The sequence below is a fragment of the Nocardioides nematodiphilus genome, from assembly GCF_020216525.1.
In the GTDB taxonomy this organism is placed as follows: Bacteria; Actinomycetota; Actinomycetes; order Propionibacteriales; family Nocardioidaceae; genus Nocardioides; species Nocardioides nematodiphilus.
On the sequence record NZ_JAIWOY010000013.1, the window covers coordinates 39323 to 52432 of the forward strand.

Sequence of the window (13110 nt, forward strand, 5' to 3'; positions counted from 1 at the left end):
CAGACACGTGAGCAGGCATCGCGCTGACGTCCGCCCCCGATGGGGGCGGATCGGGCTCCTCGGCACCTCCGCGCTGGTCACCCTGGTCGCGGTGCTCGCCGGCTTCGGCGTCATCTCAGGCTCCGGCGGCGGGCCGACCGTCGCGCACGACCCCGCCGACGCGGCCGCCGCGGTCGCACAGGTGATGGCGGACACGCCGTCCACGAGCCCGTCCGCCAGTGCCTCGGTCAGTGCGACGCCGAGCACGGCGGCGCCAGCGTCAGCGTCGGCGTCCCCGAGCCACAGCCCGGCCGCTGCCCAGAGCACTGCGCTGCCCCCGGACTCCGGCTCCGGCCGCCGCGCGGTCTTCTCCCAGACCGAGCAGCGCGTCTGGATCGTCGGTGACGACGGCAAGGTCGAGCGCACGTACCTCGCCTCGGGGAGCGTCGAGGACAACCTCCGCCCCGGCACCTACCACGTCTACGGCAAGTCGCGCTGGGCCACGGGCATCGAGGACTCCGGCGTGATGCAGTACTTCGTGCGCTTCGCGCACGGCACCGACTCGGGCGCCTCGATCGGCTTCCACTCGATCCCGACCAAGGACGGCAAGCCGCTGGAGACCATCGCCCAGCTCGGCACCCCGCTCTCGCACGGCTGCATCCGGCAGAAGACCGAGGATGCCATCGCGATGTGGGACTTCGCCGACATCGGCACCGAAGTGGTCGTCGTCGCCTGACGCGACTCGGCCCTCGCGCACCGCTGACTCGGCCCTCCGGCACGCTCGACTCGGCCCTCGCGCACCGCTGACTCGGCCCTCCGGCACGCTCGACTCGGCCCTCGTGCACCGCTGAGTCGGCCCTCCGGTACGCGAAAGGCCGCTCCGTCGGTGACGGAGCGGCCTCTCAGCGATGCCTCAGGGCCAGGTCAGCCGTGTCTAACGGCCGAGTCGGCGGTGCTTGAGGGCCGAGTCACTCGGCGGCGGGAGCGCCCTCGCCGGCCGGCTTGGAGCCCGACGAGCGACGACGGCGACGGCGGGCCGGCTTCTTGGCGTCACCGTCCGTGCCGCCCTCGGCCGCCGGAGCGGACGCGACGGCGGCGGGAGCCTCAGTGCCCTCGGCACCGGCGACGACCTCGCCGCCGCGCGAGCGGGTACGCGTACGGTCGCGGTTGCGCGGGGCGCGCTCGGAGCGCTCGCCGTCCTTAGAGGCCGGGCGGTCGGAGCGCTCGGCGCGCGGGGTGGGCTCGGACTTCTTCAGCCGGCCCTTGGTGCCCTTGGCGATGCCCATGTCGTGCAGGAAGTTCTCCGAGGAGGAGTAGGTCTCCACGATCTCGTCGAACGGCAGGTCGAGAGCCTTGTTGATGAGCTTCCACTTCACCAGGTCGGCCCAGTCGACCAGGGTGACGGCGATGCCGGAGGCACCCGCGCGGCCCGTACGACCGATGCGGTGGACGTAGGTCTTCTCGTCGTCCGGGGTCGTGTAGTTGATGACGTGGGAGACGCCGGTGACGTCGATGCCGCGGGCGGCGACGTCGGTGCAGACCAGGATCTGGACCTTGCCGTCGCGGAAGCGCTGCATGGTCTTCTCGCGGGCGACCTGCGCCATGTCGCCGTGCAGGGCGCCGGCGTTGAAGCCGCGGTCGACGAGGTCGTCGGCGACGCGCTGGGCCTGGCGCTTGGTGCGGGCGAAGACGACGACCTTGTCGACGTCGGGGGAACCGACCAGGATGCGGCCGATCATCTCCGGCTTGTCGAGGTCGTGGGCCTGGTACACGTACTGCGCGGTCGCCGGCACCATCGTGGTGTCGTACGAGGACTCGGCGCGGATGTTCATCGGGGTGCGCATGTAGGTGCGCGCCAGGGCCACGATCGGGCCCGGCATGGTGGCCGAGAACAGCATCGTCTGGCGCGTCTCGGGGGTGAGCTTGATGAGCTTCTGGATGTCCTCGAGGAAGCCCAGGTCGAGCATCTCGTCGGCCTCGTCGAGCACGAGCGCGTGCACGTGGGAGAGGTCGAGGACCTTGCGGTTCGCGAGGTCGATCAGTCGGCCCGGGGTGCCGATGACGATGTCGACGCCGGACTCGAGCGCCTCGATCTGGGACTCGTACGGGGTGCCGCCGTAGATGGCGAGGGTGCGCACGCCGCGGGTGGAGCCGGCGAGGGTGATGTCGCCGTAAACCTGGAGCGCGAGCTCGCGGGTCGGGGCGACGATCAGGGCCTGCGGCTTGCCCTGCGGGATCTCCGGGTAGTCCGGGTCGGTCGGCGCGACGGTGCGCTGCACGACCGGGATGCCGAAGGCGAGGGTCTTGCCGGTGCCCGTACGGGCCTGGCCGATGAGGTCGGTGCCCTGGAGGGCGACGGAGAGGGTCATCTCCTGGATGGCGAACGGCTTGCTGATGCCCTTGGACTCGAGCGCGTCGCAGATCTCGGGCATGACGCCGAGGTCACGGAAGGTTGTCATGGTGTTCAGATGTCGCTTTCACTTGGCCGGAGCGGCTCTGTCGTCTCGACCGTGGGTCTTGTCTCAACCGTCAGGGAAAGCACAGTGCCGCGCACATACGCACGCGAGTTTATCGGTAGTGTGCAGCCGTGGTTGCATCCGTGGCTCCCGACCTGACCGACCCGCGCTATCGCGCCGCGATCATCGATCTGCTCGGTGCGATCGCGTACGGCGAGATCTCCGCTGCTGAGCGACTCTCCGAGGACGCCGGTCGCGCGCCCTCGCTCGGCGACAAGGTAGAGCTGCTGCAGCTCGCCCACGCCCAGTTCAAGAAGGTCGACCCGATCATGGACGCGCTGCGCGCTCTGGGCGCCGACCCGGACGAGGCGATGGCGCCGTTCCAGATCCCGATCGACGCGTTCCACGCCTACACCGCGCCCGCCGACTGGTGGGAGTCGCTGGTCAAGGCGTACGTCGGCGACAACCTGGTGCGCGACTTCTACCGTGAGTTCGCCGTCCACCTCGACGCCAAGACCCGCGGCATCATCGAGTCGACGCTGGTGGAGGACCGCAGCGAGTTCGTCGTGGACCGGGTCCGCGCCGGCATCGAGGCCGACCACCTGATCGCCGGTCGGCTCGCGCTGTGGGGCCGCCGGATCATGGGGGAGGCCCTCACCCAGACCCAGCACGTCGCCGCCGAGCGCGAGTCGCTCTCCGACGTCCTCGCCGGCGACGTGATCGGCACGCTCGACCTCGCCTCGATCGCGGAGATGTTCGGCCGGATCACCCAGCACCACATCGAGCGGATGGGCAAGCTCGGACTCGAGCACTGAGAACGCGAGCAGCCCCCGTCCGCGCGGACGGGGGCTGCTGCGTCGTGCGAGGAGCGGGTCAGCGGCGGGTGGTGTCGCGACCGGTGATGAAGGAGGCCGCCATGACGGCGAAGCACGCCACCACGACCTGCCAGATGTGGCGCCACCAGTCGATGCCCTTGGTGGTGTTGTCCCAGCCGTACGGGCCGTCGGGGTTGGCGTCCATCACGCGCTGCGCCGGGCCGGACAGGCCGAAGATCGCGTAGTACAGCAGGCTGCCGACGATCATGCCGACGATGCCGCACACGATGGTCAGCCAGAACGGGATGTTGTCGCGGTGGCCTGGCGCGAGGAGCTTGCCGAGCGCACCGATGATGATGCCGCCGACGAGGATGACAATGATCGTCCAGAGCATGATGGGTCCCTTCAGACTGTCAGCCGGGAGCTACCTGCTCCCGTCCTGATCTTGCACCTATCTGGCCACGCATGTACCCCTCCGACGACGCAGCACGCCGCCGCGTGTCGCGACGGCGTGCTGTGGTGCTGCCAGGAAAGGCGGTCGGTCAGTTCAGGAAGCCGACCTTGCGGTCGGAGCCGGCGCCGATCTCGACGTACGTGATCTTGTCGGCCGCGACGAAGACGTGCTTGCCCTTGCGGTCGGTCAGGCTCAGCAGGCTGCCGGCGGCGATCGCGTCGGCCACCTGCTTCTGGACCGCCTCCGCGCTCTCGTCGCTCTCCACGACCAGCTCGCGGGCGCTGTACTGCACGCCGATCTTGATCTCCACGTCTTGCTCCTTCAGTGCTGCTCGTCGATCTTCGGGTAGCCGGCGATGCCCCGCCAGGCGAGGTTGCCGACAAACGTAGCCGCCTCGTCCTTGCTCATCCGCCGACGGCTGTCCAGCCAGAACCGGGACGAGACCTGCGCCATTCCCACCAGCGAGACCGCGAGCAGCAGCGCCGCGGGCTCCGGCAGGTCGGTGTCGGCCGCGATGACCTCGGCGATCGCCTCGGTGCACTCGTTCGTGACGCGGTCGACCTGCTCGCGCACGGCGGGCTCGTTGGTGAGGTCGGACTCGAAGACCAGGCGGTACGCGCCGGAGTCGCTGGCGACGTAGTCGTAGAAGGCCTGGACCGTGCGGGAGACGCGCTCGTTGTTGTCGTGCGTGGAGTTCAGCGCCTCGCGCACGTTGTTGATCATCGCGTCGCAGGACTGCTCCAGGAGCGCGAGGTAGAGCTCGAGCTTGCCGGGGAAGTGCTGGTAGAGCACCGGCTTGGAGACGCCGGCACGCTCGGCGATGTCGTCCATCGCGGCGGAGTGGTAGCCCTGGGCGACGAAGACCTCGAGGGCAGCGCCCAGCAGCTGGGTGCGCCGCTCCGAGCGCGGCATCCGGGCCCCGCGGCGACGGGGGTCATCGAGGTCGTACTGGTCGGTGCTCACGGGGCTCCCGCTGGTCATGCCGGCTGATCGATCGGCAGTGGATGGTGCTGGCGCTTTGCCTGAACGCGCAGCCTACCCGGCGGTAGGCGGTTTCGGATGCCGGGACCGGTACGGCGCGTCCGGCGCTGCGGGGAACAATGGTGGCCTGGCCCGACGTTGGGCCTGCATCACCTGGCAACACCGCACGCAAGACCGAAGGAGCATCCCAGTGCCGCTCGCACCGCTCGTGGAGCCTGCTGAGTCCCTCAGCATCGACGAGGTCCGTCGCTACAGCCGCCACCTGATCATCCCCGATGTGGGCATGGCGGGTCAGAAGCGGCTCAAGAACGCGAAGGTGCTGGTCATCGGCGCCGGCGGACTGGGCAGCCCCGCGCTGCTCTACCTGGCCGCGGCCGGCGTCGGCACCCTCGGCATCGTCGAGTTCGACGAGGTCGACGAGTCGAACCTGCAGCGCCAGATCATCCACAAGCAGTCGACCATCGGCCAGCCGAAGGCCCAGTCGGCCGCCGCGGCCGTCGCCGACGTCAACCCGCTGGTGAACGTGGTCCTGCACGAGGAGCGGCTGGACAACGACAACGTCTACCGGATCTTCGAGGGTTACGACCTCATCGTCGACGGCACCGACAACTTCGCAACCCGCTACCTGGTCAACGACGCCGCGTACTTCCTCGGCATCCCGTACGTCTGGGGCTCGATCTACCGCTTCGACGGCCAGGCGTCCGTCTTCGCCGCCGGCCTGCGCAACAGCAAGAACGAGGAGCTGGCCGCGGCCGCCGCGGACGCGCCCTGCTACCGCTGCCTCTACCCCGAGCCGCCGCCGCCGGGCATGGTCCCCTCCTGCGCCGAGGGCGGCGTCCTGGGTGTGCTGTGCGCGAGCATCGGCTCCATCCAGGTCAACGAGGCCATCAAGCTCCTCGCGGGCATCGGTGAGCCGCTGGTCGGCAAGCTCATGGTCTACGACGCGCTCGAGATGGAGTACCGCAAGCTGAAGGTCCGCAAGGACCCGAACTGCCGGCTGTGCGGTGAGAACCCGGAGGTCACGGGTCTCATCGACTACGACTACTTCTGCGGCAACATCTCCGACGAGGCCGCCGACGCCGCCGCCGGCTCGACGATCTCGGTGAACCAGCTCGACCAGTGGATCAAGGACCGCGACGACTTCGTGCTCGTCGACGTCCGCGAGCCCAACGAGTACGAGATCAACAAGATCCCGGGCTCCGTGCTGATCCCGAAGGGCGAGTTCCTCAACGGCAACGCCCTCGAGGAGCTCGGCAAGCTCACCGACAACGGCTCCAAGCAGCTGGTGCTGCACTGCAAGTCGGGCGTGCGCTCGGCCGAGTGCCTCCTGGTCGCCAAGGGCGCCGGCTACTCCGACGCCGTGCACGTCGGCGGTGGCGTGGTGGCGTGGGTCAGCCAGATCGACCCGTCGCAGCCGGCGTACTGATCCCCGGGTCTCTACGCTCTGACGCATGACAGACAAGGACCGCCTCGACGACTACGTCGAGGCGGTCCTTGCGTTGGTGGACCAGGTCCCGCGCGGGAGGGCCACGACGTACGGCGCGATCGCCGACGCGCTCTTCGACGAGTACGGCGGCGGCCCGCGTCAGCCGGCGGCCGTGATGGCCCGGCATGCCCACGGCGTCACCTGGTGGCGGATCGTCCGCTCCGACGGCACCCTGCCGCCGCACCTCGCCGACGAGGCCCGGCAGGCCTACCTCGAGGAGGGCACACCGCTGCGGTCCTCGGGGGCGGTCGACCTGCGCGCCGCCCTGTGGCTGCCGCCCGTCGTGGACTGACGCGGGGTCAGTCGCGCCAGGCGTACTCGTGTTCGGGTCGCCCGGTGCTGCCGTAGCGCAGCCGCAGCTCCACCCGCCCCGCGCGGGCCAGGTCGGACAGATAGCGCTGGGCGGTCGCGCGCGAGACGCCGGTCAGCTCGGCCACGGCGATCGCGGTCAGCGGCTCGCCCGCTCGGCGCAGGGCGTCGGCGACCGCCTCGGCGGTGACCGCGGAGCGTCCCTTCGGCAGCGGCGCGCCGGCGGCGTCGCCCTCCCGCAGGGTCGCGAGAGCACGGTCGACGTCGGCCTGGCTCAGCGGCCCCACGCCGGTCAACAGGGTCCAGCACCGTGCGAATGCGGTCAGCTTGGCTGCCAGCACGGCCGGCGAGAAGGGCTTGACGACCAGGTTGAGCACGCCCCCGGCCAGGGCACGGCGCAGCGTCGCCGCGTCGTCGGCCGCGGTCACCATGATCACCGCGGTGCCGAGCTCGCCGACGATGTCGGTGCCGCGTCGATCGGGCAGGTACTCGTCGAGCAGCACCAGGTCGGGGGCCAGGTCGCGGACCGCCGCCAGCGCGTCCGCCGCCGTGTGGCTGAGTCCCACCACCTCGAAGCCGGGCACCTGACCGATGATGGCGGCATGGATGCGCGCCACGCGGAAGTCGTCGTCGACGACGAGCGTGCGGATCATCGCGTCTCCACCCCCGCGGCGACCGCCGGCGGCTCGACGACGTCGCACATCCGGGCGGTGAACGTCGCGCCCACCTCCCCGCCGCCGGGGTCGGCCAGGCTGACGTCCCCGCGGTGCGAGCGGGCGGTCAGCCGGGCCACGGCCAGCCCGTAGCCGTGCTCGGTGGCACCGTGGCTCCGGGTGGTGAAGCCGCGCTCGAAGATGCGGGACACGTCGAGCGGCGCGACGCCGGGCCCGCTGTCCAGGACGTGCATGACGAGGTCCGGACCGTCGGAGGCGACGGTGAGCTCGACGTACGCGGGACGCCGCTCGCCGCCGGCGGCGGCGCGGATCGCGTTGTCCAGCAGGTTGCCCAGCACGGTGACGACGTCGAGCGGTGCGACCACGGTGCCGTCCACGTAGGTGGACGCCTCGACGTCGAGCCGTACGCCCGACTCCGAGGCGATCGCGCGCTTCGCCGCGACCAGCCCGCTGAGATACGGGTCGCCCAGACCCGCGACGGGGCTCAGATCGATGCTCAGCTCGTCCAGGTAGTGCTGCGCCTGCTCGATGTGACCCAGATGCAGGAGGCCGCCGAGTGCGTGGATCCGGTTGCGGTACTCGTGCGACTGCGCCCGCAGCGCGTCGGTGAGCGCGCGCGTGGCCTCCAGCTCGCGAGAGGCGGCGTCGAGGTCGGTGCGGTCGCGCAGCGTCAGCACCCGCCCGAGGTCGCGGCCCTCGCGGGTGACCGCGATCCGGTCGGCCACCACGACGCGTCCTTCCAGGGCGCACACGGCGCCGACCGGTGCAGGCTCCGCGGTGAGCATCTCCTTGATCTCCTCCGGCAGATCGGCCTCGGCCAGGCGGGTGCCACGCGCGGGGGAGCGGCCGAGGAGCAGCTGGGCCGCTCGATTGACCACCGTGACCCGGTCGCGCGAGTCGACCGCGATGATCCCGTCCCGCACGCCGCCGAGGACGGCGGCGTGCTCGCGCACCAGGTCCGCCATCTCCTCCGGCTCCAGACCCAGCGTGGTGCGTCGCAGGCGTCGGCCCAACGTGACGGCCCCGGAGATGCCGACCGCGAGCGCGCCGGCCGCGATCAGCCCCAGGACGAGCACCAGCTGCCAGGTGCGGGCGTTCACCGTGTTCATCGAGATGCCGACGCTCACCTCGCCGACCACCGCTCCGGTGTCGTCGCGCAGGGGCACCTTGCCGCGGGCGGAGAGTCCCAGCGTCCCGCGCTCCACGGTGACGACCTGCCGCCCGGCCAGCACCGCGTCGGGGCTCGTGCTGACGACGGCGCCGATGCTCGCCGGACGGGGATGGCTGTACCGGATGCCGCGCTTGTCGGTGATGACGACGTAGAGCGCACCGGTCGAGCGCCGTACGTCCTCGGCGGTGCGCTGGACCGGCCCATCGGGCGTCGGCGCGCCTCCGGTCACCTGGGCTGCCAGGCCGGGTTGCTGGGCGACGCTGCGGGCGATGGCGAGCGCTCGCTGCTCGTACTCCCGCGAGAGGTCGTGGCGCAGGACGTAGGCCGCCCCGGACAGGAGCAGCAGCACGACCGCGAGCAGGAGCCCGACCAGAAGCAGGACGTTCTTCGTGCTGAACGTCCACCGCGGGCGTGGCGTCGGTAACACCCGCTGAGTGTAGGCGCCCGGATGCCGTTGAGCAGTATGAGCACAACGGCACTTGTGCGTTCAACGACCGCATCGATCACAAGACTGTGACGGCGGTCACCCGTTGCCTAGCGTCCGGCGGCATGAGTGATCACGCCATCGCCTTACGCGGCGCCACCAAGCAGTTCCCCCACCGAGCGGGTGGGACCTTCACCGCCATCCGCGACGTCGACATCGAGGTGGCCTCCGGCGAGTTCGTCACCGTCGTCGGCCCGACCGGTTGCGGCAAGTCCACCACGCTGTCCCTCGTGTCCGGCCTCGAGCCGGCGACCCACGGCACCGTCACCGTCAACGGCCGGCCGGTGCAGGGCATCCCCGACGGTGTCGGCTACATGTTCCAGACGGACGCGACCCTGCCGTGGAAGAACGTGCTCGACAACGTGGCCCTCGGCCTGCGCTATCGAGGCATCGGCAAGGCCGAGGCCAACGCCAAGGCGCGCGACTGGATCGAGCGCGTCGGCCTGGCCGGCTTCGAGGATCGCTATCCCCACCAGCTGTCCGGCGGCATGCGCAAGCGCGTCGCCATGGCGCAGACCCTCATCACCGAGCCGAACGTGCTCCTGATGGACGAGCCGTTCGGCGCCCTCGACGTCCAGACCCGCGAGCTGATGCAGGACGAGCTGTTGCGGCTGTGGTCGGGCACCGGCGCCGCGGTCGTGTTCGTCACCCATGACCTCACCGAGGCCATCGCGCTGGCCGACCGCGTGGTCGTGATGACCGCCGGTCCCGCGACGGTCAAGGACGTGGTCACCGTCGACCTGCCGCGTCCGCGCAAGGTCGAGGAGATCCGGCTGACGCCGGAGTTCACCGAGCTCTACCGCCGGGTCTGGGACTCGCTGCGCGAAGAGGTCGAGATCACCCGAGCCCGAGGAGCAGGCAATGTCGCATGAGATCCCCGTCCCCGTCGGGGTCGGCCTGGAGACCGAGGTCGCGCCCACGGCGATCACCAGCAAGCGCCGGGCCCGGTCCACGGCACGTGGCCCCTGGGCCGTGTACGGCGTCCGCACGCTCCTGGTGGCGGTGTGGCTGGGCGCATGGGAGCTCTCCGCCCGTACGTTCATGGACCCGTTCCTGATCTCCATGCCGAGCCAGATCTGGCAGCGACTGGTGACCTGGTTCACCGACGGCACCTCCCAGGGCAGCATCTGGGAGAACATCTGGGTGACCCTCGAGGAGGCGGCGGGCGGCTTCGTGCTCGGCGTCCTCGGCGGTGTCGTCCTCGGTGTCGTCCTGGGTCGGGCCCGGTTCGCCGCGGATGTGCTGGCGCCGTTCATCAAGGCGGCCAACGCGATCCCGCGCATCGTGCTGGCGTCGCTCTTCGTGATCTGGTTCGGCCTGGGCATGGAGTCCAAGATCGCCACCGCCTTCGTGCTGGTCTTCTTCGCCGTCTTCTTCAACGCATTCCAAGGCGCCCGCGAGGTCGACAAGACGCTGATCGACAACGCCCGCATCCTGGGCGCCGGCCGCTGGTCCCTGATGCGCACGATCGTCCTTCCCAGCGCCACCAGCTGGATCCTCGCCTCGATGCACGTGGCCTTCGGGTTCGCGCTCATCGGCGCCGTCGTCGGTGAGGTCATCGGCGCCTCCCGCGGCATGGGCCTGCTGATCCAGCAGTCCCAGGGCAACTTCGACTCCGCCGGCGTCTACGCCGGGATGGTCGTCATCACCGCTGTCGCGCTGATCGCCGAGACCCTCATCACCCGCCTGGAGAAGCGCCTCACCGCGTGGCGCCCCCAGGCCACCTCGACCCACGCCTCCGGCGTCTGAGCCCGACCCTCACGAAAGCAGGAAGAACAATGATCCGTACGTCCCGCATGGCTGCCGCGGCAGCCGGTCTCGCCCTGGTCGCATCCACGCTCGCCGCATGCGGCAACAGCTCGGGCGGCGACGCCGGCGGCGAGGTCACCATCATGGTCGGCGGCATCGACAAGGTGATCTATCTGCCCGCGATGCTCACCCAGCAGCTCGGCTACTTCAAGGACGAGGGCCTCGACGTCAAGCTGATGACGGAGCCGTCGGGCGCCAGCGCCGAGACCGAGCTGGTGGCCAACAAGGTCAACGGTGTGGTGGGCTTCTACGACCACACGGTCACCCTGCAGGCGCAGGGCAAGTGCGTGGAGAGCGTGGTCCAGCTGGCCAAGGTGCCGGGTGAGGTCGAGATGGTCTCGACCAAGGCCTCCGGCCTCTCGGGTCCCGCGGACTTCCAGGGCAAGAAGCTCGGCGTCACCTCGGCCGGCTCCTCGACCGACTATCTGACCCAGTACCTCGCCACCAAGGCCGGAGTGGAAACCAAGGACTACACCACCGTCGCGGTCGGCGCCGGCTCGACCTTCCTCGCCGGTCTGCAGCAGGGCAGCATCGACGCGGGCATGACCACCGACCCGACGGTGGAGACGGTGCTCAACCAGGGGGCAGGCAAGATCCTGCTCGACATGCGCACCGAGGAGGGCACCACGCAGGCGCTGGGCGGGCTCTACCCCGCGGCCTCGCTGTACATGAACTGCGACTACGTCGAGAAGAACCCGCAGACGGTGCAGAAGATCGCGAACGCCTTCGTGAAGACCCTCGGCTGGATCGGCGGCCACTCGGCCGCCGACATCGCGGCGAAGATGCCGGCCGGCTACGCGGGCGGCGACATGGCGACGTACACCAAGTCGATCGACGGCTCGAAGGGGATCTTCACCGCCGACGGCGTGATGCCCGACGGCGGCCCGCAGACGGTGCTCGACGTCCTGGGGACCTTCTCGCCGGTGGTCAAGCCCAAGAAGGACTCGCTCGACCTGTCCAAGACCTACACCACGACGTTCGTCGACGCGGCGAAGTAGGTCCGCTGCCCGATGAGGGCGGCACGGCGGTACGAGGGCGGTCCAGCGCGGACCGCCCTCGTTCGCCTTACTGACCGGTCACCGCGATGATCGGTGCGTGCTCTACCGACTGCTGCACGCGATCATCCCGCCGCTGCTCCGCCTGATCTGGCGTCCGCGCGTGACCGGGCGCGAGCGCGTGCCTCGTACGGGCGGGGTGCTCATCGCCAGCAACCACCTCAGCTTCGTCGACTCGGTCGTGATCCCGTCGACCTCGCCGCGCCCGGTGCGCTTCCTGGCCAAGTCGGACTACTTCACGGGCACCGGGATCAAGGGCACCGTGATGCGGCTGTGGTTCAAGGGCCTCGGCATGCTGCCGGTCGACCGCGACGACCCGCAGGCCGCGCTCGGCTCGCTCGACACCGCGCTGGAGGTGCTGCGTCGCGGGGAGGCGTTCGGGATCTACCCCGAGGGCACGCGCTCGCGCGACGGCCTCCTGTATCGGGGCCGCACCGGCGTCGCCCATCTGGCGCTGACCGCCGGCGTCCCGGTGGTGCCGGTCGGGCTCAAGGGCACCGAGCAGCTCCAGCCGGTCGGCTCCAACCTGCCGCGACTGGTCCGCGTCGAGGTCGCCTTCGGCGAGCCGATCCAGGTCGCGGGTCGCTTCGACGGGATGCCGCTGGGCAAGGCCCGACGGCTGCTCACCGACGAGATCATGACCGCCATCCAGCAGCTGTCGGGGCAGGTCGAGGCCGGCATCTACAACGAGCGGGCCGCCGACGCCTGAGGCGCGCTCTTGAGAAGGCCTCCAGACAGGCGCACCATGGGAGTGACGCCCGTCATGAACGAGGTGAGGTCCATGGGCACGACCGACTGCTTGAGGGAATCCGTCCAGCACACCTACGACGATCTGCACGGCCGGCTCGAGGCTGCCTGCGAGATCCATGGCAGCGCGTCGCACTCCCACCGGGGGAGCCCCCCGATCGACATGCTGTGCGCGTGTGTCGCCCAGCACCTGCACGCCGTCGACGAGGTGCTGCTGCCGTGCCTGCCGATGCATCGCGACACCCATGACTTCCGTGCCGCGCAGCACGAGGTGGAGGTGGTGCTGGCGCACGTGAAGGCGCACGAGTTCGGATCCACGTACGAGCACACCTTCTCCTGGTCGGCCATGTGGAACGACGTGCGCGACGCGATGACGGCTCTCCAACGTGAGGAGGAGGCCCTGGTCGCGCGGCTGTGCGACGTGCTCGACGATGGCGAGCTGGTCAAGATGACCGACGAGCTGGCCCGTCGCGAGCCGCGCGAGCCGACCCGCCCGCACCCGTACCTTCCGCACACCGGCGCCGCCGGACAGGCGATGCGCAGGGTGATGCGGGTGGTCGACGGGTTCTGGGACGAGGCGGACGGGCGCTACGTCCCGGTCGCGCCGCGAGCACCGCGCAAGGCGCCGGGGCCGCTCAAGCAGTACCTCATGGGCAACCCGCGTTTCGACGACGAGGAGTGAACTGTCGG

At 70.3% G+C, this 13110-nt stretch carries 15 protein-coding genes; 9 read left to right on the forward strand and 6 right to left on the reverse strand.

The window, feature by feature from the left end:
- Positions 1-7: 7 nt before the first annotated feature.
- On the forward strand, positions 8-715 hold the full coding sequence (locus KSO98_RS16920) for a L,D-transpeptidase (RefSeq protein WP_225286891.1): 708 nt from the start codon (positions 8-10) through the stop codon (positions 713-715).
- Between the two features lie 232 nt (positions 716-947).
- Here KSO98_RS16920 and KSO98_RS16925 read toward each other — a convergent pair whose 3' ends face one another.
- The gene (locus tag KSO98_RS16925; RefSeq protein WP_225286892.1) at positions 948-2438 is read right to left on the reverse strand and encodes a DEAD/DEAH box helicase; all 1491 of its coding nucleotides are present in this window, start codon (positions 2436-2438) and stop codon (positions 948-950) included.
- 128 nt (positions 2439-2566) lie between these two features.
- On the opposite strand from KSO98_RS16925, the gene KSO98_RS16930 reads away from it, so the two are divergent.
- Positions 2567-3250, forward strand: coding sequence for a ferritin-like fold-containing protein (locus KSO98_RS16930; protein ID WP_225286893.1), 684 nt, complete (start codon positions 2567-2569; stop codon positions 3248-3250).
- 58 nt (positions 3251-3308) lie between these two features.
- On the opposite strand, the gene KSO98_RS16935 is transcribed toward KSO98_RS16930, so the two are convergent.
- The 3 genes from KSO98_RS16935 to KSO98_RS16945 all read right to left on the reverse strand — a co-directional run bounded on the left by KSO98_RS16935 (position 3309) and on the right by KSO98_RS16945 (position 4616).
- Positions 3309-3644 (reverse strand): hypothetical protein, encoded by a 336-nt coding sequence (locus KSO98_RS16935; RefSeq protein ID WP_225286894.1) that lies wholly within the window; start codon positions 3642-3644, stop codon positions 3309-3311.
- 148 nt (positions 3645-3792) lie between these two features.
- Positions 3793-4014, reverse strand: coding sequence for a DUF3107 domain-containing protein (locus tag KSO98_RS16940; RefSeq protein WP_225286895.1), 222 nt, complete (start codon positions 4012-4014; stop codon positions 3793-3795).
- A gap of 11 nt (positions 4015-4025) precedes the next feature.
- On the reverse strand, positions 4026-4616 hold the full coding sequence (locus KSO98_RS16945) for a TetR/AcrR family transcriptional regulator (protein ID WP_263642929.1): 591 nt from the start codon (positions 4614-4616) through the stop codon (positions 4026-4028).
- Positions 4617-4875: 259 nt separating this feature from the next.
- Here KSO98_RS16945 and moeZ point away from each other — a divergent pair, with 259 nt between their 5' ends.
- Positions 4876-6111: an adenylyltransferase/sulfurtransferase MoeZ gene (moeZ, locus tag KSO98_RS16950; RefSeq protein WP_225286897.1), complete on the forward strand. Its 1236-nt coding sequence runs from the start codon at positions 4876-4878 to the stop codon at positions 6109-6111.
- Positions 6112-6136: 25 nt separating this feature from the next.
- Complete coding sequence (locus KSO98_RS16955) at positions 6137-6463, forward strand: MGMT family protein (RefSeq protein WP_225286898.1); 327 nt, start codon at positions 6137-6139, stop codon at positions 6461-6463.
- A 7-nt stretch (positions 6464-6470) separates the two neighbouring features.
- Here the strand turns inward: KSO98_RS16955 and KSO98_RS16960 are convergent, their stop codons facing one another.
- Entirely contained in the window at positions 6471-7133 is a 663-nt protein-coding gene (locus KSO98_RS16960) for a response regulator (RefSeq protein WP_225286899.1), read from the reverse strand.
- Positions 7130-8752 (reverse strand): sensor histidine kinase, encoded by a 1623-nt coding sequence (locus KSO98_RS16965; RefSeq protein WP_225286901.1) that lies wholly within the window; start codon positions 8750-8752, stop codon positions 7130-7132. Before KSO98_RS16965 ends, KSO98_RS16960 begins: the two co-directional genes overlap by 4 nt.
- 122 nt (positions 8753-8874) lie before the next feature.
- On the opposite strand from KSO98_RS16965, the gene KSO98_RS16970 reads away from it, so the two are divergent.
- The 5 genes from KSO98_RS16970 to KSO98_RS16990 all read left to right on the forward strand — a co-directional run bounded on the left by KSO98_RS16970 (position 8875) and on the right by KSO98_RS16990 (position 13102).
- Positions 8875-9681: an ABC transporter ATP-binding protein gene (locus tag KSO98_RS16970; RefSeq protein ID WP_225286902.1), complete on the forward strand. Its 807-nt coding sequence runs from the start codon at positions 8875-8877 to the stop codon at positions 9679-9681.
- Complete coding sequence (locus KSO98_RS16975; protein WP_225286904.1) at positions 9671-10558, forward strand: ABC transporter permease; 888 nt, start codon at positions 9671-9673, stop codon at positions 10556-10558. The genes KSO98_RS16970 and KSO98_RS16975 overlap by 11 nt, the downstream gene beginning before the upstream one ends.
- A gap of 47 nt (positions 10559-10605) precedes the next feature.
- On the forward strand, positions 10606-11616 hold the full coding sequence (locus KSO98_RS16980; protein WP_225286906.1) for an ABC transporter substrate-binding protein: 1011 nt from the start codon (positions 10606-10608) through the stop codon (positions 11614-11616).
- Between the two features lie 97 nt (positions 11617-11713).
- The gene (locus KSO98_RS16985) at positions 11714-12382 is read left to right on the forward strand and encodes a lysophospholipid acyltransferase family protein (RefSeq protein WP_225286908.1); all 669 of its coding nucleotides are present in this window, start codon (positions 11714-11716) and stop codon (positions 12380-12382) included.
- A 72-nt stretch (positions 12383-12454) separates the two neighbouring features.
- Complete coding sequence (locus tag KSO98_RS16990) at positions 12455-13102, forward strand: hypothetical protein (RefSeq protein WP_225286910.1); 648 nt, start codon at positions 12455-12457, stop codon at positions 13100-13102.
- Positions 13103-13110 lie beyond the last annotated feature (8 nt).